Consider the following 22,184-nt stretch of genomic DNA (forward strand, 5'->3'; position numbering starts at 1 on the left):
ACAGTGGTAAGCAAACGCAGTCCCCGGAGCCAGGCCCGATATCCCGGTTCCGCGTCAACCAGCCTCCGTTCGAGAGCCCGGTGTTGATCCAGGTCAGAATCCGGCCGCTCTGTTCGCGTTCACGTGCGCAGCACCCGGTAGATCGCGGGGATGACCAGCACCGTCAGCAGCGTTGAGGAGGCCAGGCCGAACAGCAGCGAGATCGCCAAGCCCTGGAAGATCGGGTCGGTCAGGATCACCGCCGCGCCGATCATGGCGGCAAGCGCGGTCAGCAGGATCGGCTTGAACCGGATCGCGCCGGCCTCGATCAGCACCTCGCGCAACGGCCTGTCGGGCGACGCCGCGTGGCGGATGAAGTCGACCAGCAGGATCGAATTGCGCACGATGATGCCGGCCAGCGCGATGAAGCCGATCATCGAGGTGGCGGTGAACGGCGCGCCGAACAGCCAGTGTCCGCCGAGGATGCCGATGAAGGTCAGCGGGATCGGCGTCAGGATCACCAGCGGCACCTTGAACGAGCCGAACTGGGCGACGACCAGGATGTAGATGCCGAGCAGCGCGACGCCGAAGGCCGCGCCCATGTCACGGAAGGTCACCCAGGTGACTTCCCATTCGCCGTCCCACAGAAGCGTCGGCCGGCTTTCATCCTCCGGCTGGCCATGCAGCGAGATCGCGGGTTTCTGCAGTCCGGTCCAGTCCTGCGCGTCGATGGCCTTGCTCACGGCGAGCATGCCGTAAAGCGGCGCCTCGAAGCTGCCGGCAAGCTCTGCCGTCACCGTTTCGGCTGCGCGGCCATTGTGCCTGAACACCGGGAACGAAGCGCGCTCCGGCGTCACCCGCACGACATCGCCGAGCTCGACCACGCCGCGGTCGCCGGGCAGGACATTCGCCGGAATGGGCGTGGTCAGGAAGCGCTCGTCGAGCGTCCTTTCGCCCTTCGGCCGCTCGATGCGGATCGGGATCGGCTGGCGGCCGCCGCCGCGATGCGAATAGCCGACGGTCTTCCCGCCGTTGAGGATGGCGAGCGTGTCGAAGACGTCGCTTTCCTCGACATGGAAGAACTCCACATCGTCGGTGGAAATCGTGGCGCGCAGCCGGCGTGCCGGCTGTCCCCAGGAATTGTCGACGTCGACGATGAAGGGAACGGAGCGGAACGCCGTCTCGATCTTGGCGGCGACCTTGCGGCGCGTCTCGCCGTCGGGTCCGTAGATCTCGGCCAGCAGGGTTGCCAGCACCGGCGGACCGGGCGGCGGCTCGACGACCTTCAGGCTGGTGCCTTCCGGCACGGGGATGGTGGCGATGCGCTGGCGGACGTCGATCGCGATCTCATGGCTGGACCGGGTACGGTTCGCTTTCGGCACCAGGTTGAGCGCAACGTCGCCCTGCTGCGGCTCGGTGCGCAGGATGGCATGGCGGACGAGGCCGTTGAAGTTGAAGGGCGCCGCCGTCGCGGCGTGTGTCTGGACCGATCGGACCTGCTTCAGCTCGAGGACCTTGGCGGCGACGGCCTGCGCCACCGCGTCGGTCGCCTCGACGGAAGACCCTTCCGGCAGGTCGATGGTCACCGACAGTTCGGACTTGTTGTCGAAGGGCAGGAGCTTGACCGTGACATGCTCGGTGTAGAACAGCGCGAGCGAGCCCAGCGTCAGCACGCCGACGGCAAGCAGGAAGGCCCAACTCGCCTTCTTCGAGGCCAGGATCGGCCGGGCGACGGCGGTGTAGGCGCGGCCGAGCGGGCCGCCATTGCCATGATCCGCATGGGCGTGCACCGGCGCCCGTCCGGCGAGTTTGAGCATCAGCCACGGCGTCACCGTCACCGCGACGAAGAAGGAGAAGATCATCGCCGCCGAGGCATTGGCCGGGATCGGGCTCATATAGGGGCCCATCATTCCCGAGACGAACAGCATCGGCAGCAGTGCGGCGACCACGGTCAAGGTGGCGACGATGGTCGGGTTGCCGACCTCGGCCACCGCCTCGATCGCCGCTTGCCGGCGATCGCGCCCGCCGCCCATGGCCCAGTGGCGCGAGATGTTCTCGATCACCACGATGGCGTCGTCGACGAGGATGCCGATGGAAAAGATCAGCGCGAACAGCGAGACGCGGTTCAGCGTGTAGCCCATGACGCGCGAGGCGAACAGCGTGAGCAGGATGGTCACCGGAATGACAACGGCCACGACCATGGCTTCGCGGCGGCCGATGGCGACCCAGACCAGCACGATGATCGAGATCGTCGCCAGGCCGAGATGGTAGAGGAGCTCATTGGCCTTGTCGTTGGCGGTCTCGCCGTAGTTGCGCGTCACGTCGATCGAGACATCGCCGGGGATCAATCCGCCCTGGAGCAGGGCGACCCGGTGCAGGATGGCGTCGGCGACCGAGACCGCGTTCGAGCCGGCGCGCTTGGCGATGGCGAGCGTGACCGACGGCACGCGCTCGACGCCAGCGCCGGCCCGGGTGACCGTGGACACCAACGCATCGCCGGTGTCGGTGGCGAAGGCGACGTCGGCGACGTCGCGGACATAGACGGGGCGGCTGTCGCGCGAGGTCAAGAGCAGGTTGCCGATCTGGTCCGGCGAGGCCAGCGTCTCGCCGGCGACGATGTCGATCTGCTCGCCCTGATTGCGAACGCGTCCGGCCGGAAACGCCTTGTTGGCGCCGGACACCTTGGCCACGAGCTGCTGCAGGGTGACGCCGTAAAGGGCAAGCTTTTCCGGGTTCGGGTTGACGCGGATGATCTCTCCGGTGTCGCCGACCAGATAGGTCAGGCCGACATTGTCGATCTTGGCGATCTCGGTGCGCAGTTCGCGCGCGATGCGGGTGAGGTCGTTGGCCGTCATGCGCGCGGCCGCCTCCGGCTTCGGCGACAGCGTCAGCGTGACGATGGCGACGTCGTCGATGCCGCGGCCGACGATCAGCGGCTCGGGCACGCCGACGGGGATGCGGTCCATGTTGGCGCGCACCTTGTCGTGGACGCGCAGAACGGCGGCGTCCGACGAGGTGCCGACGACGAAGCGGGCGGTGACCATCACCTGGTCGTCGCGCGTCTGCGAATAGACGTGCTCGACGCCGTCGATGCCCTTGACGATCGTCTCCAGCGGCTCGGTGACCAGTTTGACGGCGTCGTCGGCCTTCAGCCCGTCGGCGCGCACGAAGATGTCGACCATCGGCACCGAGATCTGCGGCTCCTCCTCGCGCGGCAGCGTGAGCAGCGCCACCAGCCCGAAGGCGAAGGCGGCGACCAGGAACAGCGGCGTCAGCGGCGAGGCGATGAAGGCCCGCGTCAGCGCGCCGGCGATACCCAACGAGGAGGGACCTTTCATGGCGTGACCACGACATCGCCGGCCGCTAGGCCTGTCAGGATCTCGACATAGTCGCCGTCGGCGCGCTTGGTGCGCTCGCCGGTGACCACCGCGCGCTCGGCCTGTGCGCCGCCGGCGGCGACGCGCACGAAATCGATCCCCGAACGGGTCTGGATCGCCGACACCGGCACCAGCAGCGCGGAGCGCTCGGCGACCGGCAGTTCGACCAGGACACGGGCATCGATGAAATCGGTATCGAGATTGTCGACCTCGACGTCGGCTATGACGCGGCCATTGTCGATCTGCGGATAGATCTTGGCGAGGCGGCCGGCGGCTCCCTTGCCGCCGGCATTGATACGGATGGCAGCTCCCTGCTTCAGCGACGCCGCGTAACGCTCCGGAACGGCCAGTCGCAGGAACACGCCGCCGCCGCCGATGTTGGCCACCACTTCACCGGCCATGATGACGGCGCCGCGCGTCACCGGCACGGTCAGCACGCGGCCATCGCCGGGTGCAAAGACATCGCCCTCGGCGCCCTGCTGCACGATCACCGAACGCTGCGCCTCGGTCGCGGCAAGCTGGTTGCGCGCGACGTCGACCTCGGTGCGCAACTGATCGAGGCGCTGCGCGGTCATCACGCCCTTGTCGACCAGCGTCTGGCCGCGGGCGAGTTCGGACTGCGCCGTCTCCAGCTGTGCCTGCAGCGCGCGCAACTGGGCGTCCAGCGCGGCGACCTGGAAGGCGATCTTGTCGTCCTGGACGGTGGCGATCTTCTGCCCCGCCTTGACCAGTTCGCCCTCAGTGACGGCCAGGTCGACGATCAGGCCGCCGATGCGGGCGCGCGCCGGAACGGTGTCGCGCGCCTCGACACGGCCATAGACCGCTTTCCATTCGGTCACCGTCGTCGGCGCCAGCGTCAGCGTGCCGGCAAGCGCCGGAGAGGCCGCCAGCAACGCGGCGAACAAAAGAGGCATGCGCATGCGGGTCTTCCTTAGAATGCGCATCCCGGCTTGACGCCGAGCTTGCGGAAGACCATCGCCGCCGGGCAGAAGCCGGTGAACGCCGACTGCAGCATGTTGAGCCCGACGAAGACCGTCAGCCAGACAAACAGCGGCGAGACAAAGGCGGTGAGCACGACGGACAGCAGCACCATGATGCCGGCGAAAGCGAGAACGGAACGGTCGAGGGGCATCGTCATCTCCATTTGTATATGATCATATCTAAATATATGTATGTTATCGTTGGCCGCAAGAGGCGGCGCCAGATTTGCCGCCGGCGGTCGCGGGCCTTCGTGCCCGTCAACCGCCGTCCGCAAAAAGCCCAGCCGCGGCGGCTTGCTCCGGTCAGGCTCCCGAGACATCCGCTGGCGCCTCGACCTTGATCTGCTTGAGCTTGTCGATGCCCAGCACCTGCAGCGCGAGGCGCTCGTAGAAGGGCTCCGACTTGCCGGTCCTGATCTTGTGCAGGAAATACTTCTCGAAGCCGACCTTGGCGGTGTGCACCCATTTGCCGGAGGACGACCAGTTGACGTTGCGCGGCGGGATCTGCGGCTGCGCCACGAAGGCGACGCCGGAATCGCCGAAATCGGCGAGGCAGACCGCATTCCACGTGCCCTGGGCATCGGGCTCGTCGCCCTTCACCAGCCGGCCGATGTTGCGCGCCGTCGCCGTGACCATGGATTCGATCATGAAGCCGGTCTTGGGCACGCCCACCGGTACCGGCATCTTGCCGATCGGCGGGATGGCGACGCAGACGCCGACCGCGAATATGTCGGGGAAGGCCGGGTTGCGCTGGTGCTTGTCAACGACGATGAAGCCACGCGGATTGGTGAGCCCCTCGATGCCGCGCACCGCCGCCACGCCACGGAAGGCCGGCAGCATCATGGCATAGGCATGCGGCAATTCATGCGCCTGCCTGACCGACCCGTCGTCGGCGATTTCCTGGACGAACATCTTGCCCGGCTCGACCTTGTCGACCTTGGCGTTGCAGATCCATTTGATGTGATGCTGGCGCATCTCGCTCTCGAGCAGGCCCTTGGTGTCGCCGACGCCGTCGAGGCCGAGATGGCCGATATAGGGTTCGGAGGTGACGAAGGTCATGGGCACGCGGTCGCGCACCCGGCGTCGCGCAGCGCCTTGTCGAGGATGAAGGTGAATTCGTAGGCCGGCCCGAAGCAGGACGCGCCCTGGACCGCGCCGATGACGACCGGACCCGGCCTTGCGACGAGCGCGTCGAAGGCCGTCCTGGCCTTGAGCGCGTGATCGATGTGGCAGACCGATTGGGTGTTGTGCTCCGGCCCGAGGCCCTCGATCTCGTCGAAAGCGAGTTCGGGGCCAGTGGCGATCACCAGATAGTCATAGGAGACAGATGAGCCGTCGTTGAGTTCCACCGTGCGCTCGACCGGGTGGACGCGCCTGGCTCCCTGCGGATGAAAACCGATGTTGCGCCGTGCCAGCACCGGAGCAAGGTCGATTTCGACCGCCTGCCGGTCGCGCCAGCCAACGGCGACCCAGGGGTTGGACGGCACAAATGAATAGTGGCTGCCATTGTTGACGACGGAAACCTGGTGTTCCCTGGCCAGTTCGTCGCGAAGCTCGTAGGCCATGATGGTGCCTCCAAGTCCGGCACCCAGGACGACAATATGCGCCATGCTCTTTCCTCCTTCGCGGCGTCGCCTTGGGGCAACGCCGACATTGCTCTCCCACGCAGGAACCGGCACTGGCTGATCATGCGCCATCCTGGCCGGCCGCGACTTGATGCGGGTCAAACGAACGTGCTGGCGGGAATCCCCCGCGTATCGATCCATCGGCTTGACAGGCGCCGGCGCCAGACTAATATTATTTGTAACTCTTAATATGATAATGTGTTCATATGCGCAATATAAAAATCACCGAACTGGACATGCGGGCGCGTGAAGCGTCCGAACTGCTCGCGGCCATGGCCAATGAGAAGCGGCTGATGATCCTGTGCCATCTGCTGGACGGCGAGACGAGCGTCAACGAACTGGCCGAACTGGTCGCGATGAACCAGTCGGCGCTGTCGCAGCAGCTTTCGAAATTGCGGGCGCTCAAGCTCGTGGACACAAGGCGCGACGCCCAGCAGGTCTACTATCGGCTGGCCTCGGCGGAGGTCGAGCGCATCCTGCAGACGCTCTACGGCATCTATTGCGACCCGCAGACCAGGATCGCGAAGGCCGACAGCCGGTAGGGTCTATCGCACGCCAGCGAGCAGCCGACGACCCCCCGGTCGTCAGCCGGTTGCGCGCGGCCCGCGCCGGTGCATCGCTGTTTGGTGTCGCGCCTAGCGGACCACGAGAACCGGGATCTCGGTGAAGGACAGCACCTCGGCGGTCTGGCTGCCCAAGAGCAGCCTTCCCAGTCCACGGCGTCCGTGCGAGGCCATGACGATCAGATCGCAGCCTTGCGCCTGCGACAATTCCAGGATCGCTTCGGCGGGCTTTCTGTTTTCGATATGCAGGACCTTGGCGCGCACGCCAGCCAGATCCGCCGACGCCTTGCATTTGTCGAGCACTTCCTTGGCGTATTGGCGGCCGCCTTCCTGATAGGCGGCGAATTCATCGCCGGCGGCATAGCCGGCCATGGCGCCGCCCCAGGCGAATATCGGGAACGGCTCGGTGACGTTGACAAAGGTGACGGCGGCGCCGAGGCGGCTGGCCAGCGCCACGCCCTGGGCGACGCCCTTGTCGGCCAGTTCCGATCCGTCCGTGGCGATCAGCAGATGTGTGTACATGATGATTTGACCTGTTGCGAAAGGGTCGTGCGACGACGCGCCCTTGTGATGGCGGAAGCCTGAGGGAGGCTGACTTCGATATAAGTCTGCTATCAGCTTGATCACAGGGCCAGCTTGACGCGGATCAAGGCCAGACAAGCGAGGTAACGCTTTGTTGTCATTGAAGGCCTATCGAGGAGGCGATGCGGCGAAAGCCCCATGCAAAAGGAAAGGTGCGCAATGGGTTCGCCCTGGTCCGAATTGCTGGCCAATCTCGCGGTTGTGGCGATGTTCGTTTCGGTCTGGATCCACACGCATGTGTGGCTGGATCGCAAGCCGGCGGCGATAAGGGCGGCCGCCTTCGGCCTGCTGATGGGCGCCGGCGCCATCACCCTGATGCTGACGCCGATGCATCTCCAGCCAGGTGTCTTTGTCGACCTGAGAGCGACGATGATTGCCGTTGCCGGCTTCTTCGGTGGCCCGGTCGCCGGCCTCATCGCCGGAGTCATGGCCGGTGCCTACCGGGCTTTCGAGGGCGGAATTGGCGAATTCGCCGGTGCCGTGGGGATCGCGGCCGCCATGCTGATCGGTGTTGCCGGCAACCTTGCCCTGAGGGGGCGCTCGCCCACCATGCCGGACATCATGATTCTGGGGGCGGCAACCGCGGCCGGATCGCTGCTAAGCCTCAGCGTGCTGCCGCAATCCGTCCTGCAGGTCGTTCTGCCCAAAGTGACGCTCCCATCCTCCCTGCTGATCTTCGTCTCGGTCGCGGTCTCGGGGCTTGCGCTCTATCAGGAAAGGCGCCGTCTCGAGGCGCTGCATTCCAGGCGGATCTTCAAGGCGGTGGTGGAGACATTGCCCGATTGCCTCAACGTCAAGGACCTCGACGGGCGGTTCATCGTCGCGAATCCGGCAACGGCCGAGCTGATGCATGCAACGAATGCAAAGGCGCTGATCGGCAAGACGGATTTCGATTTCTACCCGCGGGAAACGGCGCAGAAATTCCGCCAGGACGAGCTCGCCATTCTCGCATCAGGCGTGCCATCCACCATCGAGCAGCACCTTCACCATGACGATGGAACCGACGGCTGGCTGGCGACGTTGAAAGCGCCGTTCAGGGACAAGACCGGGGCGATCGTCGGCCTGATCACGCACAATCGCGACATCACCGCGCGCAGGCAACTGGAGACCGAGCTGGCCGAAAGCCGGATGAGGCTGGCGGATGCCTTGGCGCACATGGCCGATGGCCTGGTGATGTTCGACCAGGATGGCAAGCTGGTGCTCTGCAACGCCCGGTACAGGGCCATGTTCCCGCTGACGGCCGATCTCCGGGTGCAGGGCGCCGACTATCGCGATATCCTGCGCGCCTCGGCCGCGCGCGGCGAACAGATCGTGCCGCAGGGCACGGTCGAGGACTGGATCGGCGGCATCGTGGCGACGCAGACGCAAGCCAGCACGCGCCAGGTCCGGCTCACCGACGGGCGCTGGCTCGACGTCCGGACCAGGCCGACCGGCGATGGCGGGAGCCTGAGCCTTTTTCCGACATCACCGAGGCGAAGCATATCGAGGCCGAGCTGCTGGTGGCCAACGAGAAGCTGAACCTGCTGGCGCACCGCGACGGGCTGACCGAGCTGTTGACGCGCCGGGCCTTCGATCAAGCGCTGGCGCTTGAATTCGCCCGCGGCAAGCGGAGCGCGATACCGCTCAGCCTGCTCATCATCGACGTCGACTGGTTCAAGCGGTTCAATGACCACTATGGCCATCCGGCGGGAGACGAATGCCTGCGCGCCGTCGCCGGCTGCATCAAGGCCACGGCCCGGCGGCCGACCGACTCGGCGGCCCGCTATGGCGGGGAGGAGTTCGCGCTCATCCTGCCTGAAACCGACGCGCGAGGCGCATTCGTCATCGCCGAAAACCTCAGGGGCAAGGTGCGCGACCTCGGGCTCACGCATGCCGGTAGCGAAAAGGGCATCGTCACGGTCAGCATCGGGGTCGGGACCTTCGATCCCGGCAGCGCGCCGATCGAGATCGCGGACCTGCTCAGGCGCGCCGACGAGGCCCTCTATGGTGCCAAGGCGGCGGGGCGGGACAGGGTCCACGGCTGGCGTCCGCATCTCAGCGAGCCACACTCCACCGGCGGGCGGCGCCGGCTCTGAGCCGACGGGGGGCTCGGCCTTCCTATCTCGCATCCGGTAAAGGACGGCCCGCAGCGGAAATCCAAAAATCCGACAATTCCGATAATTTGCCCCGGCAGCTCTGTTATATCGATGTTGCACAAATGGTTGACCCTGGGTTAGCATCCGCGCGCAGGCGTCGATGGGAGGCTCTTTTTTACAGCGGCGGCCAGCTGGAGCGGCATGCGTTGTCTAGCGCAGGGAGGATGCTCCAACACTTTGAACCGACGCATGATCCTTCCTGAAACCGATCCCGGTTTTCGGGGTCGTGCGTTCTTGTGGAGGAGGATCCCATGAACAGACGTGAATTCCTGCTGTCGTCCGCGGCGCTCGGCGCCATGATGCTTGCCGCGCCCTCGGTGTTCGCCGAGGACAAGCTCACCATTCTGGGCTCGGTGCCCAATCTCGGCTTCCCGTTCTTCGTGCACATGCTGAACGAGATCAAGGCCGAGGCCGCCGCGCAGGGCGTCAACCTGACCGAGAGCGACGGCCAGAACTCGGCCACCAAGCAGACCGCCGACATCGAGGCGGCCCTGGTGCAGAAGGTCAACGCCATCGTCATCTTGCCGCTCGATGTCAACGCGCTGGCGCCGGCCATCGAGGAAGCGGTCAAGGCGGGCGTTCCGGTGGTGACGATCGACCGCCGCGTCGACGGCGTCGAGGGCATCCTCGCCCATGTCGGCGCCGACAACGTCAAGGGCGGCGAGGCGGAGGCCAGCGCCATGGTGGCGGCGTTCCCCAACGGCGCCAAGATCTTCCACCTGCAGGGCCAGCCAGGTGCTGGGCCCGCGATCGATCGCAACAAGGGCGTGCACAACGTGCTCGATCCCCTGAAGGACAAGTATCAGATCATCTTCGAGCAGACCGCCAACTTCGCCCGCGCCGAGGCGCTGTCGGTGACCGAGGCGGGCCTTGCCGCCAACGGCAAGCCGGACGCCATCGTCTGCGCCAATGACGACATGGCGCTCGGCGCCATGGAGGCGTGTGCGGCCCGCAACTTCACCGACGTCAAGATCTACGGCTTCGACGCGCTGCCGGAAGCGCTGGTCGCGGTGCGCGACGGCAAGCTTGCCGGCACCGTCGAGCAGTTCCCGGGCGAGCAGTCGCGCACCGCGGTGCGCATCGCTGTCGCCTATGCCAAGGACAAGACCGAGCCGAAGGAGAAGCTGGTGCTGTTGACGCCGATCGTCATCGGCAAGGACAATCTCGACAAGGCGGAGCGGATCGGCGAGACGAAGTAGGGGCTTGTGATCGGCGTGGTCGGGACAGTGTCCCGCGAGCAAGATCGATCGCCGAAGTTTGCGTCGCCCCTCATCCGCCTGCCGGCACCTTCTCCCCGTCAAGTTACGGGGAGAAGGGAAGCGCTTCGACGCTGGCGACCCCCTCTCCCCGTCTCTATACGGGGAGAGGGTAAGGGTGAGGGGCAGCGCAGACGTCCCATGTTTCCGGGAGCAACCTTTGTCGCCAGCTGAAGCCGCATCGCCCGAACCCGTCCTGCTTTCCGTCGAGGGCGTCACCAAGCATTTTTCCGGTGTCACCGCGCTGAGCGACGTCTCGCTCGACATCAGGCCCGGCGAAATCCTCGGCCTTTTGGGCGAGAACGGCGCCGGCAAGTCGACGCTGCTCAAAATCCTGTCCGGCGTCATGCCGCCGTCCAGCGGCCGCATCACCTTCGATGGCGCCGACTATCAGCCCGCGAGCCCGCAGGATGCCAAGCGGCTCGGCATCGTCACCATCTACCAGGAACTCAGCCTGATCCCGACGCTGACGGTGGCGGAGAACATCTTCATAGGCCGCGCGCCGACCGGTGCGCTCGGTCTGGTCAGCTGGCGGCGCATGGAGGAAGACTCCCGCGCGATCATCGCCCGGGTCGGTCTGACGATCGATCCGATGACGCCGGTCTCGGCGCTGTCGGTGGCCGAACAGCAGCTGGTCGAGATCGCGCGTGCACTGTCGCTGAAAAGCCGGTTGATCATCATGGACGAGCCGACCTCGGCGCTGACCGAGACCGAGGTGCAGCGGCTGCTGTCGATCATGGACCGGCTGCGCAAGGACAAGGTCGCCATCATGTTCGTCACCCACCGGCTGGAGGAGGCCGCCGCCATCTGCGACCGCATGACGGTGCTGCGCGACGGCAGGCTGGCCGGCCATCTCGACCGCGACAACGGACCGATCGAACTGCCTGCCATCATCGAGAAGATGGTCGGCCGCGCCGCGTCCGAACTCTATGCGCGGCCGGCACAGCGCGCCGTTGCCGGCGACATCAGGCTGTCGGTACGCGGCTTGCGCACCGTGCGCGACCCCGAGGCGCCGCATGCCATCGTGCTCGATGGCGTCGACATCGACCTCAAGGCCGGCGAAATCCTCGGCGTCGCCGGTCTCGTCGGCTCGGGCCGCACGGAGCTGGCGCGCGCCATCTTTGGCGCCGACCGCATCGCGGCGGGAACCATCACGCTCGACGGCAGGCCGATCGCACCGGCGTCGCCCGCCGATGCCATCGCGCTCGGCATCGGCCTGGTGCCGGAGGACCGCAAGCACCAGGCGATCTTTGCCGCATTGGGCATCCTGCCGAATTTCTCCGTCGCGTCGCTCGGGCATTTCAGCAACGGCTTCGGCTTCATGGCCGAGCGGCGCGAGCGCGATGCGCTTGCCGGGTTCCGCAAGATGCTGTCGATCCGCATGGCATCGGCCGAGCAGGCGATCGAGGGCCTGTCGGGCGGCAACCAGCAGAAGGTGATCCTGGCGCGCTGGCTGGCGCGCGATCCCAAGGTGCTGATCGTCGACGAGCCGACGCGCGGCGTCGATGTCGGCGCCAAGACCGAGGTGCACCAGATCCTGGTGCAGCTTGCGGCGCGCGGCATCGCGGTGATGATGATCTCGTCCGAACTGCCCGAGGTGCTGGCGGTGTCGGACCGCATCGTCACCATGCGCCGCGGACGCATCACCGGCCAGATGCAGGGCGTCGAGGCAAACGAGGAGAAACTGATGGAACTGATGGCGCTCGACAGGCAGGACGCGAAGGGGCAGGCACGATGAGCGTGGCGGGCGAACAGAACCAGCGCGGCGGCATCAATGTCGCGCGGCTCTTGATGAGTTTCGGGCCGCTCTTGTTCCTGGCCGCCCTGATCGTCGTCTTCACCGTGCTGAAGCCGAGCTTCATGGATCCGATCAACCTGTTCAACATCACGCGCCAGATCTCGATCACCGGGCTGATTGCGCTTGGCATGACCTTCGTCATCCTCACCGCCGGCATCGATCTGTCGGTCGGCTCGCTGCTCGCCTTCTGCGGCATGGTCGCTGCCGTGGTCGCCAAGGGCGGCACCGCCAACACGCTGTCGCTGTCGACGTCGGGCACGCAAGGCTATGGCTGGTTCGCCGCACTTCTGGCCGCCGCCGTCATGGGGGCCGCCGCCGGCGGCGTGCAGGGGCTGGCCATCACCAGGCTGAAAGTGCCGCCCTTCGTCGTCACGCTGGGCGGGCTGACGGTGTTTCGCGGGCTGACGCTGACCATCTCCAATGGCGGCCCGATCTCGGGCTTCGACGCCTCGATGCGCTGGTTCGGAACCGGCCTGATCGGCCCGGTGCCGGTGCCGGCGATCATCTTCGCGGTGGCCGCCATCCTGTGCCATATCGTGCTGCGCTACACGCGCTACGGCCGCGCCGTCTATGCCGTCGGCGGCAATGCCGAGGCGGCAAGGCTGTCGGGCCTGCGCGTCGACCGCATCCTGGTCTCGGTCTATGTCATCGTCGGCTTCTTCGCCGGGCTCGCCGCCTTCGTGCTGTCGGCGAGGCTCAACTCGTCGGAAGCGGTGGCCGGCATCGGCTACGAGCTGACGGTCATTTCGGCCGTCGTCATCGGCGGCACCTCGCTGTTCGGCGGCATCGGCTCGGTCGGCGGCACGGTGGTGGGTGCGGCGCTGATCGGCGTGCTGCAGAACGGGTTGCAGTTCAACAATGTGTCGTCCTACACGCAAAGCATCGTCATCGGCCTGATCCTGATCCTGGCGGTGGCGTTTGACCGGTGGTTGAAGTCGCGGGTGAGAAGGTGAGGGCCGGGCATGGCGGTGATCCCTTCTCCCCTTGTGGGAGAAGGTGGCCGAGCGAAGCTCGGTCGGATGAGGGGTTCCAGCTTGGCAGACGCTTTGACAGAGCAGAATTACCGACGCCTCATTTCTTCCAGCACCCCTCATCCGTCTCGGCGCTAGCGCGCCGATCCACCTTCTCCCACAAGGGGAGAAGGCGATGCCAACGCAGCGCCCCAGACCCGCTGTGGCTCACGCCGCCTGGAGCGCCCAAAGCTGATGGCCGTACCGACGGAAATAGCGCGCCACGAGCCGTTGCTGCCTGGCCCTGACAAGGTCGGCCTGGCGCCGCTCCCGGCGCCAGCGCGGCATGTTGCGCCAGCAGGCGATGAAGCGGGTGGTGTCCTCGATGGCTTCCTCCGCCGACAGCGCCGGGCCGATAGCAGCGAGGAACAAGGCTTCCGACTGTTTCAGCTCGTCAATGACGGCCTTGCGCCGCAGATGATCATAGCGGGCACGCTGGATGCCGTTGCGGCGGATCGCCTCGAAGGCTTCGAGCAAAGCAGGGCTGTCGCCTGTGTAACCGCAGGCGCGGGCGAAATCGGCGGCAAGGGCGTGCATCGTCGCTCCCGGAACTGATGCGGCGGGCGGTTCTCCCTCCGACTCGCATTTGTGAGTGTATATAAGCATAACTCAAACAATTATAGAAGAAAAACTTTTGGGAAAGTTTGAAAGGCGCGACTCGACTCTCACGTCAAAACGCAGGAATATGCGAACAAATCAGGAACAAAAGGCAAGAGAGGGGCGATGGCATTGCCAGGCAAGGAACCGGTGATCTCGCATGTCGCCTCGATATCCGTCGAGTGCGCGGATTGCGGCCGCAACAGGTGGTGGCGGCCCGATCAGCTCAAGCGGTTCGGGGTGACGGGGAACACGCCGCTGGCCGCATTGTCGGGGCGCATCGTCTGCTCGGCCTGCCGCGCCGACGGGCTGCCGGGCGCCGCGGTGTCGATCCAGGCGGCGTTCATCGACGAACGCCAGCGGGTCCGCAGTGAAGCGCGGATGCTGAACGACCGCGAGGTGCCGCTGGAGGGATCGAAGCGGGCTTGAGAGGGCGGCGGCGAGTGCTGGCGCTGGTTCTTCCTTCTCCCCTTGTGGGAGAAGGAAAGAGCCCCCTCAGTACCCCAGCAATTCCTTCAGCGGAATCACACGCCAGACGTGTTTGATGGCGTAGCGGTTGAAGGTCAGCGTCTTGGGCGGATTGTACTGCTCGACCACCAGCTCGGCGGCGGTGCGCTTGACCAGCTTCTTGATGAAGGCCTTGCCGTTGCGCTCGTTTTCTTCCGGAAAAGTCTCGATGACCACATGGTCGCCGGGCACGGCGTCGCGACCGCCGCAATAGATCAGGTCGCCGGGTTCGTAGCGCGGCACCATGGAATCGCTGAGCACATGCAGCGCAAACACTTTCGGCAGGTTGCGAACCCCCGGCGGGCGCTGGACATAACCGGCAGGCTCGCCGTTGAAGGTGAAGTCGCCGTCGTCGCCGCCGACCGCGGCCCCCAGCACCTCGATATCCATCGATCCGGCGGGCAGGGGGGCGGCATCGGTGACGATTTCGGCGTCGGCCACCGGGCCGGCATCGTCGAGGAAGACGACCTCGCCTTTGCCAAGCGCGACAGGGTCGACGCGCAGGAAGGCGGCTGTCTTCAGCAGGTTCTCGGTCTTGGGCAGGTTGCGGCCGGTTTCCCAGTTGCCGACGGCGGCAACGTCGGTTTCGTTGTGCTCGGCGATATGGCGCATGACCAGGCCGCGCTGCTTGCGCGCCTTGCGGATCGCCGCCCCGACCTTGATCGACAGTTCCGTCTTTGCCATGGCGCCATGTGAGCGATGAAAGCGGCTCTCGTCTATGAAAGAATGGCTTGCATCTATTTTTGAGTTATGCTTATATCTGGTCATGCAGAACCTGTCCAGCTTCGATGGCGCCCTGGCGCCGGCCTCGTATGAGGCACATCAGGCGACTGAAGTCGCCAGCCATTCCCTTCCGTCCTGGCCGTCCTCCTCCCCGGCCGGGGCGAAGCCCGAGGCTCCGTGCTTGCACGCCTCGGGTCCGGTCCGCCCGTCACCGGCGACCGGAACGGCCGGAGCCGCCGCTCCCCGCGGCTCCGGCCCCCCATTCCACAGGCATGGCGCTGGCTCCGGCTTTGCCGGTCCGTCTGCCCGGTCATGCATCCGCACGCAGGATGGCACGGTCATCCTGTTCGAGCCGGCAACGGGCAGGGCGGTTTCCGCCCCCGACCAGAAGACCGCCGAGGTGCGGCTTTCGCGCCTTGCCGCCGGACGATCGGCCCGGCCCGGCTGACCCCGCGTCAGCCGGGACCTCGAAACAGACAACCACGAATGCGGCCCGGTGGGCCGAACCCTGACGCTTGCCCGACGGCGCGCTCAAGTGCGGCCGAAGGCTGAACATTGGATGGAGGCCAGACATGGCGGGCTACACCGACAGCGAATTGCAGGAGATCGCGCGCTGGCTGAAGGACGGGCTGTCCGCCTCCAGGATCGCGGCGGCGTTCAGCGCGCTGCGCGGCGCGCGCGTGTCACGCAACGCCATCATCGGCATCGTGCACCGCAACGCCATGCTGGGCGCGATCGGCTTTGCCAATGGCAGGGGGATATCAAAGGACGTGACAGCCGCCGCCGGGCAGGCCGTAAGCAAACGAACGGGAACCAAGCCGGCGAATGGCCTGCCGGCAACGGACAAGGCCGGCGGCACGTCGGCTACCGGCGCCGGGAAGGTCGGCGACCTGCACGCTGCGAAGGGCGCCGGTGCGCGCAAAAGCAAGGCCCGGCCGAAGCGCGACCCGCCGCCGGCCTGGCTGCCGCCGCGCCTGTATGCGCGCGAGGTCGGCGTGCTGGTGGCCGACGGCGAAGCCTATCGCCTGGAAGTGCCGGTGCCGCCGCGCACCGCCATCGGTCGCCAGCCACATGGCGTGGCGATGCGCTTCATCGACTGCCTGTTCGGCCGCTGCCGCGCGCCGCTGGATCTGACGCTGGAAGAGGACCCCGAAAACGATGCGCCGGGCGGCCGGCCGGGCGCCGACATGCTGTGCTGCGGCATGCGCACCAGGGCGCTGAAAAGCTATTGCGACTACCACCAGGCGCGCTTCCGCCGCCGCGTTTTCGAGGCGGAGCCGGGGTGAGCATCCCTTCTCCCGTCCCTATACGGGGAGAAGGTGCCGGCAGGCGGATGAGGGGCGGCGCCAGCGCCGCGAAATCTGGCAACAACCGACGCCTACTTGCCGAAGCGTTGGCGCCGCCCCTCTCCCGTCCACGTGCGGGCAGACGGATGAGGGGCGGCGCTGACATGGCAGGCAAACGCGCACGAGCGGTCGCGAGGATTTCAGATGAAGCAGGATCGAACCGAAAGCCGCACAGCCTTATTTCGGGATGTGGCGGCCTTGCTTGGGCATGCGGCTTTGCACGGTCCTTGCCTCGAGCATCATGGCCGGACCGCCTTCGGCGACGAGGATGCCGCTGACCCGGGCGAAGCCGGTGAACACTTTCATGGCGTCGGATTCGGAAATCTGCGCGGCGATGGCCGCACTGCAGGCGTTGAGCGCGCTGCGGTATATGTGGCCGCGCCGCTCGATTGGCCAGCGCTGCAGGAAATCGGCGGCGTCGCTGACGCTGTCGATCTCTTCCACCTCACCCTCCATCCGCACCTTGAGCGGCACCCCGGTCTTCATCGTACCCACGGCGTTCACCTTCGATCTGGCATTGCGCGCGGCATCCAAGCCCGCGCTCATAAACGCGCAAGGCTGGCGGGCGGTTGCATCACATCCGCGCCGGCGTCACGGACCGGCGGCGGCGTCGAGCCAATCATGCGCCCGGCTCCGCGGCTTGGCAACCAGTATGCCCTGCTGCCCGGCTACCTTGATGAAGGCGTCGAAGGCGATGCGCTGGGTGCAGGTGCCGTCCACGGCCAATGCCACCAGCCTTGCCGCCTCGACGTAGCCAGGTGCGGTCTTGTCGGGCCATTGGTTCCCGAGCGCGGTCGCGGCGTCGGCCACCGAGCCGACCAGCATGGTAGTGTTGTCACAAAATCGCAGAGTAACCGGCATGAAGGCCGTCATCGGCAAACCTCCCCTTGGCATCGACGCGACAAAACGTCGAACCCCGCCGCTGGTTCCATCAGACGTAGCTTGAATATGGGCGTGGCGGCATGAGCGAGCGCCCCTTCATGCAGCTCTACGTCTCCGATTTCGTCGGCGACACGCTGCAGCTCTCCACCGAGCAGATCGGCGCCTACATGCTGCTGCTGATGGCGATGTGGAATGCCGGCGGCCGGCTGCCCGACGACGACGCCAAGCTGGCGCGGGTGGCGCGCCTGTCGCTGAAGAAATGGCGCGCGCTCAGCGCCGACTTGTTGACCTTTTTCGAGCGCGAGGACGGCGAGATCGGCCACGGGCGGCTGACCAGGGAGCTGCACAAAGCCCAGGGCAAAAGCCAGGCGAGGGCCGCCGCCGGGGCACGCGGCGGCGCCGCCACCGCCTTGAAAACAAAGGCGCATGCGGCGGCAAATGCCGGCCCTTTGCCGCGGCATCTTCCAGAGTCCAGAAACCAGAGTGAAAAAGCTGCCGCTTTTTCCCGGGAAAAGGCCGGCGCCTTTTCCCGCGAAATCGCGCAGGGATTTGCGGGCCGGACGCAAGAAGACGCGCGGCGTTTCTCCCCGCGCACAGCCAGGCCGAAAAAGCCGGCCGGCTGGCATCAGCCGAAAACCCATAGCGACGCCGCCAACGCCATCATCGAGGAGATCCAAAACCATGACCGCAGCCGAATTGCAGCAGGCGACGAAGGCGCTGGCCGCGATGTTCTCATGCTTCCCGCAATCCGCGCTGACTGACGTCGACATGCAGATGCGTGGCTATCTCAGCGCCGTGCAGGAGGCCGAGCTGGCCGACCTGCAGTCCGCCATCCAGCGCTTCATGCGCGGCGAGGTGAAGACCGGCAACGCGCAGTTCTGCCCCTCCAGCGCGCAGCTCTGCATCGAACTGCGCGAACGCCGCGCCATCCGCGAGCTGCTGGCGAGGAGAGGGGTGCTGCAGAACCTGGGTTCCTCGAAGCCGCAGGTCGCAAGGGCGGACCCATCGATTGCGAAGGCTGCGACTTCGAAAAGTCTGGGTTCCTCGCCCCCGCAAAGCGGGGGAGAGGTGGCCCGGCGTAGCCGGGACGGGGGCGGTCTCTGCGAAGTCAAAGCCGGTTGAGGACGGAGCACGAGATTAAGTGGTCCGCCGCGCCGCCTTTCTCTGCAGCCGCCGCGCTGCCCCCCTCTCCGTCTCGGGCTTTGCCCGAGCCACCTCTCCCCCGCTTTGCGGGGGCGAGGACCCCAAATTCTCCCAAGCCACCACCCAACCAAGGAGCCCCCCATGGCCGGGAAGACCAGACCCGCAAAACCCCAGGCGCCGAAGCTGCCCAAGGGCGAGGCCGAGCAGGTGCGCATCCGCCGCGAGATCGGCCATGATTTCGCGCTGAAGGACGACGCCTTCGGCCGCAAGCGGCTCCACGCCGGCACGCGGGAGGCAAGCCGCGTCTACGAGGTGTCGAATGACGGCTTCACCTCAACCGGCGGCATCGTGCGGGTGCGCAATGTCGACCCGCTCATCGGCATCACCTCGCTGTCGCGCCAGCAGCGCGAGGCCGGCCAGCGCTACCGCGAGGATTTCCAGTGCAGCCAGCAGGCCAGCGTGAAGCCGATGCGCTGGACCGAGCGCGTCGACGGCGGCCGCCAGGGTGGTGGCATCGCCGACAGCGTGCTCGACGCCGGCCGCGCCCACGCCGCCGCCACGAGGGCGCTATGCCACTGGGAACTGGCCTCCGTGGTGCAGCAAGTCTGCTGCGCCGGCGGCTCGATCAAGAGCCTGGCCGAGCAGACGGGGGAGGGCCGCGATGTGGTGACGAAGCTGTTGAAGGTCGGGCTGGATCTGCTGGCCGTGCACTATGGGATGATGGGGAGAAGGGTGGGGTGAGAGCGGGACGCAGCGATCCGACCGGCAATGCCGGTCGGACCGGTTTCAAAAGATCAGGTCATCCGCAGACGCGGATTTCCTCGACGATCCTGTGGTGATGGCGCCAGTGCTTGACCAGCTCGATGTGGCAACGATGATGCCGGTGGAAATAACGCGGCCTGTAGCCGTTGTCGTAGGCGTCGTAATAGGGGCGATAGTAGCGATCACCGTAGCCGTCATAACCATTGTAGTAGTCGTTGCCGTAATAGTCGTCGGCATAGCCGCCGAGACCGATAATGATGCGGCTGCGGGCGTCCGCGGGGGCGATCATCGCCGCCGCCGAGGCAATGGCGATAACCGAAACAAGCAGGAGCTTCTTCATGGCTACCTCCTTCTCAAGGTTCATCTAATATAACCCCCGAGACGCAGCCTCGTTCCACAGATTCGCAAGATGTGACGAACCATGCATACGCCGGGGCGGGAGGCGCCTGGGCTACCTGATTTGGATAGACGAGAACCATCGACTGCTGGTCGCGCACAACTGGGTGGGCGAACTCCGCAATCTCACCTCGTTTAGAGACGGGGAGAAGGGACTAACCCATCCTAAAACAACGCCCTTTCAATCGGCCCCTCCAGCGTCTCCGCAAATGCGGTCGCCAGATGATGCCGGTCGCGGAAGGCGAGTTTGCCGCCGATGACGACGTGGCAGGAGGTCGGGCCGCAGAAGCGGTTGGTGAGGTCGACATAGAGCGTGTCGGGTACGCTCGCCACGACGGCGCGCTCGGCGGCGGCGGCGCCGTCATTGGCGGCGTCGGCCCTTGGCGTGTCGCAGCGCGACGGGGTCTCGCGCTGCCACAGCGCGCGGGCAACGCACGTGTCGGCGAAGCTGTCGTTGATCGGCGTGTCGCGGATCACCGCCGTCTCGACGCCGGCCCGGCTGAAGGCCTGCAAGGTCGAGCGCAGGCCGGCCTGCCAGCGCGCGGTCTCGGCGGCGCGGCCGGCGGCGGACATCTCGCGCGTCAGATTGCCGATCGAGAATTCCGAGATCACCACCAGGCGCGGCTTGCTGCGGATGATGTCCGCTATCGCCTGTTCGCGCCAGGCGTCGCATTCGGTGTAGTCGCGCTTCAGCACCGTGTTGAAGGTGGAAAGCCGCGAGGCGCGGCATGACGATTTGAGATAGGTGACCACCTTGGTGTCGTTGCGCTTGGCCGCCTCGACCAGCGGCGTCGACCAGTGGTCGGCATGCGAATCGCCGAACAGCACGATGGTGTGGGCGGCGTCCGTCGCGCCGAACACGCAGGGCTTGGGCGTCACCGTGTGGAAGTCGAGCAGGCAGTTTTTGTCGGTGGCGCGCGCGGTGGAGGGCCGTTCAGCCGCCTGGTCGATGCCGCGCTGCGCTTGGTCGATGTTGCGCGTGGCCAGATGCGCGTTGGCATAGGCCACCGCCACGCCCACGCCGGTCAGCGCCAAAGCGGGGATGAGAGCAATTCCAGGGAAAGCGCGGAGCGGTTTTCCCGAGAGAAGCGCGTAGCGCTTGCCCTGGGGCCTTGCGCCAGGATCGGGCGCCCGCGCGCCCGCCGTCAGCCAGGCGCCACGCCGCGCCGGGTTCTCGATCAGGTGGTAGGTCAGCACCGACAGCGCCAGAGCCAGCAGGCCGCAGCCAAGGCGCTGCGGCGCGTTGAGATCCGGCGCCAGCATCCGCGCGTAGACGATGACCGGCCAGTGCCAGAGATAGAGCGAATAGGAGAGCGTGCCGATCCATTGCAAGGGCGGCAGCGACAAAGCGGCGGCCGGGCCGGGGGCCTGCGTGCTCTGCCCGCCAGCCTGCTCGCCGGCGCCGCTGAGCAGCACCAGCACCGTGCCGGCGACCGGCAGCAGCGCGTACCAGCCGGGAAAGGGCAGGTCCTCGCTCAACAGGAGATAGGCCGCCGCGATCAGCGCCAGGCCGAGCCAACCAAGTGCTGCGCGCAGCCGGGGCGGTGCCGGAGAAGCGCCGCCGGGGCCAGTGTCGCCAGGCCGCCGGCGGCGAACTCCCAGGCGCGCAGTGGCGAGAAATAGAAGGCCCAGGCCGGTGCCGCGCTGGTCAGCCACAGGCAGGCGGCGAAGGAGGCGAGGCCGGCCGCGCCGATCACCGCGACAGTCGTTCGCCGGCCCGGACGCAGCCAGGCGGCGAGCAGAAGCAGCGCCGGCCAGGCCAGGTAGAACTGCTCCTCCACCGACAGCGACCAGAAGTGGATGAAGGGGTTGCTGGTGGCGTCCGTGGCGAAATAGTCGAACGACCAGCGCAGCAGCCACAGGTTGATGGCATAGGCGGAGGCGAACATGGCGCCGCGCGAATAGAGCGCCTGTTCCTGCGGCGCCAGGATGAAGTAACCGGCGGCAAGCGTGGCCAGGATGACAAAGAGTGCCGCCGGCAGAAGCCGCCGCGCCCGCCGGGCATAGAAGCGCCAGAGGTCGAGCCGGCCGGTATCGCCGATCTCCTGCATGAGGTGGGTGGTGATCAGCCAGCCGGAGATGACGAAGAAGATATCGACGCCGGCAAAGCCGCCGGGCAGCGCGGTGAGGCCGAAATGATAAGCGACGACGCCGCCGACCGCGAGCGCGCGCAACCCCTGTATGTCCGGCCGGAACGATGCTGCCATGACGGCTCCTTCGTACAAGCCCGCCCGTCGCCAGCGGCGGCCGGCAGACTGATATTGCAATGCAGCAAACTCTTCGCATCGCAACATGGCGAAAAAGGGAAGGCGACGGAAATGGGCCGGACGGCAGGCCGGCTGACGACGAGAGATCGCTGGAAATCCAGGCGCTTGCGGGACGCTCCTGAAAACACCTTTTGGCCACGACTTGACAAGCGGTGGCTACTGCTGCGACCTGCCCCCAAGGCAAATCCTGCGGCATTGGGGACATCCATGAAGAAGATCTACGAGAAACCGGTTCTGGAAAAGCGCGAACGGCTGT

The 22,184-nt window shown here is 66.4% G+C and carries 21 protein-coding genes and 2 pseudogenes; 12 read left to right on the top strand and 11 right to left on the bottom strand.

The annotated features are described in order from the left end of the window. Nucleotides 1-119: 119 nt before the first annotated feature. The 4 genes and pseudogenes from AC56QQ_RS12250 to AC56QQ_RS12265 all read right to left on the bottom strand — a co-directional run bounded on the left by AC56QQ_RS12250 (nt 120) and on the right by AC56QQ_RS12265 (nt 5,946). On the bottom strand, nt 120-3,317 hold the full coding sequence (locus tag AC56QQ_RS12250; protein WP_497127405.1) for an efflux RND transporter permease subunit: 3,198 nt from the start codon (nt 3,315-3,317) through the stop codon (nt 120-122). Beyond that, entirely contained in the window at nt 3,314-4,276 is a 963-nt protein-coding gene (locus tag AC56QQ_RS12255; RefSeq protein WP_497127408.1) for an efflux RND transporter periplasmic adaptor subunit, read from the bottom strand. Before AC56QQ_RS12255 ends, AC56QQ_RS12250 begins: the two co-directional genes overlap by 4 nt. A gap of 11 nt (nt 4,277-4,287) precedes the next feature. Beyond that, nucleotides 4,288-4,488, bottom strand: coding sequence for a YgaP family membrane protein (locus tag AC56QQ_RS12260; RefSeq protein WP_497127411.1), 201 nt, complete (start codon nt 4,486-4,488; stop codon nt 4,288-4,290). A gap of 151 nt (nt 4,489-4,639) precedes the next feature. Further along, nucleotides 4,640-5,946, bottom strand: a pseudogene (locus tag AC56QQ_RS12265) (NAD(P)/FAD-dependent oxidoreductase). A gap of 221 nt (nt 5,947-6,167) precedes the next feature. Between AC56QQ_RS12265 and AC56QQ_RS12270 the strand changes: the two are divergent. Continuing rightward, entirely contained in the window at nt 6,168-6,503 is a 336-nt protein-coding gene (locus AC56QQ_RS12270) for an ArsR/SmtB family transcription factor (RefSeq protein WP_497127414.1), read from the top strand. A gap of 93 nt (nt 6,504-6,596) precedes the next feature. On the opposite strand, the gene AC56QQ_RS12275 is transcribed toward AC56QQ_RS12270, so the two are convergent. Further along, nucleotides 6,597-7,046 carry a universal stress protein gene (locus AC56QQ_RS12275; protein ID WP_497127416.1) on the bottom strand — a complete coding sequence of 150 codons (450 nt, stop codon included), beginning with the start codon at nt 7,044-7,046 and terminating at the stop codon, nt 6,597-6,599. A 219-nt stretch (nt 7,047-7,265) separates the two neighbouring features. Between AC56QQ_RS12275 and AC56QQ_RS12280 the strand changes: the two genes are divergently transcribed. From AC56QQ_RS12280 to AC56QQ_RS12300, 5 genes are all read left to right on the top strand, one after another. Continuing rightward, nucleotides 7,266-8,624: a PAS domain-containing protein gene (locus AC56QQ_RS12280; RefSeq protein WP_497127420.1), complete on the top strand. Its 1,359-nt coding sequence runs from the start codon at nt 7,266-7,268 to the stop codon at nt 8,622-8,624. Next, nucleotides 8,606-9,181, top strand: coding sequence for a GGDEF domain-containing protein (locus tag AC56QQ_RS12285; protein ID WP_497127423.1), 576 nt, complete (start codon nt 8,606-8,608; stop codon nt 9,179-9,181). The genes AC56QQ_RS12280 and AC56QQ_RS12285 overlap by 19 nt, the downstream gene beginning before the upstream one ends. A 311-nt stretch (nt 9,182-9,492) precedes the next feature. After that, a complete protein-coding gene (locus AC56QQ_RS12290) occupies nt 9,493-10,440 on the top strand; it encodes a substrate-binding domain-containing protein (RefSeq protein WP_497127426.1) in 948 nt (315 codons plus the stop codon). A 217-nt stretch (nt 10,441-10,657) separates the two neighbouring features. Next, entirely contained in the window at nt 10,658-12,235 is a 1,578-nt protein-coding gene (locus AC56QQ_RS12295) for a sugar ABC transporter ATP-binding protein (protein WP_497127428.1), read from the top strand. Then, nucleotides 12,232-13,248 carry an ABC transporter permease gene (locus tag AC56QQ_RS12300; RefSeq protein WP_497127430.1) on the top strand — a complete coding sequence of 339 codons (1,017 nt, stop codon included), beginning with the start codon at nt 12,232-12,234 and terminating at the stop codon, nt 13,246-13,248. The genes AC56QQ_RS12295 and AC56QQ_RS12300 overlap by 4 nt, the downstream gene beginning before the upstream one ends. A gap of 225 nt (nt 13,249-13,473) precedes the next feature. On the opposite strand, the gene AC56QQ_RS12305 is transcribed toward AC56QQ_RS12300, so the two are convergent. Continuing rightward, entirely contained in the window at nt 13,474-13,911 is a 438-nt protein-coding gene (locus tag AC56QQ_RS12305; protein ID WP_497127433.1) for a hypothetical protein, read from the bottom strand. Between the two features lie 117 nt (nt 13,912-14,028). Here AC56QQ_RS12305 and AC56QQ_RS12310 point away from each other — a divergent pair, with 117 nt between their 5' ends. Then, nucleotides 14,029-14,331, top strand: coding sequence for a hypothetical protein (locus AC56QQ_RS12310; protein WP_497127436.1), 303 nt, complete (start codon nt 14,029-14,031; stop codon nt 14,329-14,331). Between the two features lie 66 nt (nt 14,332-14,397). Here the strand turns inward: AC56QQ_RS12310 and AC56QQ_RS12315 are convergent, their stop codons facing one another. Further along, complete coding sequence (locus tag AC56QQ_RS12315) at nt 14,398-15,093, bottom strand: XRE family transcriptional regulator (RefSeq protein ID WP_489862475.1); 696 nt, start codon at nt 15,091-15,093, stop codon at nt 14,398-14,400. A gap of 220 nt (nt 15,094-15,313) precedes the next feature. Here AC56QQ_RS12315 and AC56QQ_RS12320 point away from each other — a divergent pair, with 220 nt between their 5' ends. Further along, entirely contained in the window at nt 15,314-15,580 is a 267-nt protein-coding gene (locus AC56QQ_RS12320; RefSeq protein ID WP_497127439.1) for a hypothetical protein, read from the top strand. 124 nt (nt 15,581-15,704) lie between these two features. Continuing rightward, a complete protein-coding gene (locus tag AC56QQ_RS12325; protein WP_497127443.1) occupies nt 15,705-16,418 on the top strand; it encodes a GcrA cell cycle regulator in 714 nt (237 codons plus the stop codon). Nucleotides 16,419-16,655: 237 nt separating this feature from the next. On the opposite strand, the gene AC56QQ_RS12330 is transcribed toward AC56QQ_RS12325, so the two are convergent. Both AC56QQ_RS12330 and AC56QQ_RS12335 read right to left on the bottom strand, forming a co-directional pair. Beyond that, nucleotides 16,656-16,964: a DUF982 domain-containing protein gene (locus AC56QQ_RS12330; RefSeq protein ID WP_497128971.1), complete on the bottom strand. Its 309-nt coding sequence runs from the start codon at nt 16,962-16,964 to the stop codon at nt 16,656-16,658. A gap of 105 nt (nt 16,965-17,069) precedes the next feature. Further along, the gene (locus tag AC56QQ_RS12335) at nt 17,070-17,351 is read right to left on the bottom strand and encodes a DUF982 domain-containing protein (RefSeq protein ID WP_497127446.1); all 282 of its coding nucleotides are present in this window, start codon (nt 17,349-17,351) and stop codon (nt 17,070-17,072) included. An 89-nt stretch (nt 17,352-17,440) separates the two neighbouring features. On the opposite strand from AC56QQ_RS12335, the gene AC56QQ_RS12340 reads away from it, so the two are divergent. The 3 genes from AC56QQ_RS12340 to AC56QQ_RS12350 all read left to right on the top strand — a co-directional run bounded on the left by AC56QQ_RS12340 (nt 17,441) and on the right by AC56QQ_RS12350 (nt 19,244). Further along, nucleotides 17,441-18,121, top strand: a complete 681-nt coding sequence (locus tag AC56QQ_RS12340; RefSeq protein WP_497127449.1) for a YdaU family protein — start codon at nt 17,441-17,443, stop codon at nt 18,119-18,121. Beyond that, entirely contained in the window at nt 18,042-18,482 is a 441-nt protein-coding gene (locus AC56QQ_RS12345; protein WP_497127452.1) for a hypothetical protein, read from the top strand. Before AC56QQ_RS12340 ends, AC56QQ_RS12345 begins: the two co-directional genes overlap by 80 nt. Nucleotides 18,483-18,644: 162 nt before the next feature. Beyond that, nucleotides 18,645-19,244, top strand: coding sequence for a DUF6456 domain-containing protein (locus tag AC56QQ_RS12350; RefSeq protein ID WP_497127455.1), 600 nt, complete (start codon nt 18,645-18,647; stop codon nt 19,242-19,244). A gap of 58 nt (nt 19,245-19,302) precedes the next feature. Here AC56QQ_RS12350 and AC56QQ_RS12355 read toward each other — a convergent pair whose 3' ends face one another. Both AC56QQ_RS12355 and AC56QQ_RS12360 read right to left on the bottom strand, forming a co-directional pair. Next, nucleotides 19,303-19,605 (bottom strand): hypothetical protein, encoded by a 303-nt coding sequence (locus AC56QQ_RS12355; RefSeq protein ID WP_497127457.1) that lies wholly within the window; start codon nt 19,603-19,605, stop codon nt 19,303-19,305. A 221-nt stretch (nt 19,606-19,826) separates the two neighbouring features. Then, nucleotides 19,827-21,868: pseudogene (locus AC56QQ_RS12360) on the bottom strand (acyltransferase family protein). Between the last annotated feature and the right edge of the window lie 316 nt (nt 21,869-22,184).

The sequence above is a fragment of the Mesorhizobium sp. RCAM 05099 genome (assembly GCF_059683685.1).

Excerpts from the sequence above, each read along its gene's own strand:
- AC56QQ_RS12250 (WP_497127405.1), bottom strand. The coding sequence starts at position 3,317 with ATGAAAGGTCCCTCCTCGTTGGGTATCGCCGGCGCGCTGACGCGGGCC.
- AC56QQ_RS12255 (WP_497127408.1), bottom strand. The coding sequence starts at position 4,276 with ATGCGCATGCCTCTTTTGTTCGCCGCGTTGCTGGCGGCCTCTCCGGCG.
- AC56QQ_RS12260 (WP_497127411.1), bottom strand. The coding sequence starts at position 4,488 with ATGCCCCTCGACCGTTCCGTTCTCGCTTTCGCCGGCATCATGGTGCTG.
- AC56QQ_RS12270 (WP_497127414.1), top strand. The coding sequence starts at position 6,168 with ATGCGCAATATAAAAATCACCGAACTGGACATGCGGGCGCGTGAAGCG.
- AC56QQ_RS12275 (WP_497127416.1), bottom strand. The coding sequence starts at position 7,046 with ATGTACACACATCTGCTGATCGCCACGGACGGATCGGAACTGGCCGAC.
- AC56QQ_RS12280 (WP_497127420.1), top strand. The coding sequence starts at position 7,266 with ATGGGTTCGCCCTGGTCCGAATTGCTGGCCAATCTCGCGGTTGTGGCG.
- AC56QQ_RS12290 (WP_497127426.1), top strand. The coding sequence starts at position 9,493 with ATGAACAGACGTGAATTCCTGCTGTCGTCCGCGGCGCTCGGCGCCATG.
- AC56QQ_RS12300 (WP_497127430.1), top strand. The coding sequence starts at position 12,232 with ATGAGCGTGGCGGGCGAACAGAACCAGCGCGGCGGCATCAATGTCGCG.
- AC56QQ_RS12305 (WP_497127433.1), bottom strand. The coding sequence starts at position 13,911 with ATGCTTATATACACTCACAAATGCGAGTCGGAGGGAGAACCGCCCGCC.
- AC56QQ_RS12310 (WP_497127436.1), top strand. The coding sequence starts at position 14,029 with ATGGCATTGCCAGGCAAGGAACCGGTGATCTCGCATGTCGCCTCGATA.
- AC56QQ_RS12315 (WP_489862475.1), bottom strand. The coding sequence starts at position 15,093 with ATGGCAAAGACGGAACTGTCGATCAAGGTCGGGGCGGCGATCCGCAAG.
- AC56QQ_RS12325 (WP_497127443.1), top strand. The coding sequence starts at position 15,705 with ATGGCGGGCTACACCGACAGCGAATTGCAGGAGATCGCGCGCTGGCTG.
- AC56QQ_RS12330 (WP_497128971.1), bottom strand. The coding sequence starts at position 16,964 with ATGAAGACCGGGGTGCCGCTCAAGGTGCGGATGGAGGGTGAGGTGGAA.
- AC56QQ_RS12335 (WP_497127446.1), bottom strand. The coding sequence starts at position 17,351 with ATGACGGCCTTCATGCCGGTTACTCTGCGATTTTGTGACAACACTACC.
- AC56QQ_RS12340 (WP_497127449.1), top strand. The coding sequence starts at position 17,441 with ATGAGCGAGCGCCCCTTCATGCAGCTCTACGTCTCCGATTTCGTCGGC.
- AC56QQ_RS12345 (WP_497127452.1), top strand. The coding sequence starts at position 18,042 with ATGACCGCAGCCGAATTGCAGCAGGCGACGAAGGCGCTGGCCGCGATG.
- AC56QQ_RS12350 (WP_497127455.1), top strand. The coding sequence starts at position 18,645 with ATGGCCGGGAAGACCAGACCCGCAAAACCCCAGGCGCCGAAGCTGCCC.
- AC56QQ_RS12355 (WP_497127457.1), bottom strand. The coding sequence starts at position 19,605 with ATGAAGAAGCTCCTGCTTGTTTCGGTTATCGCCATTGCCTCGGCGGCG.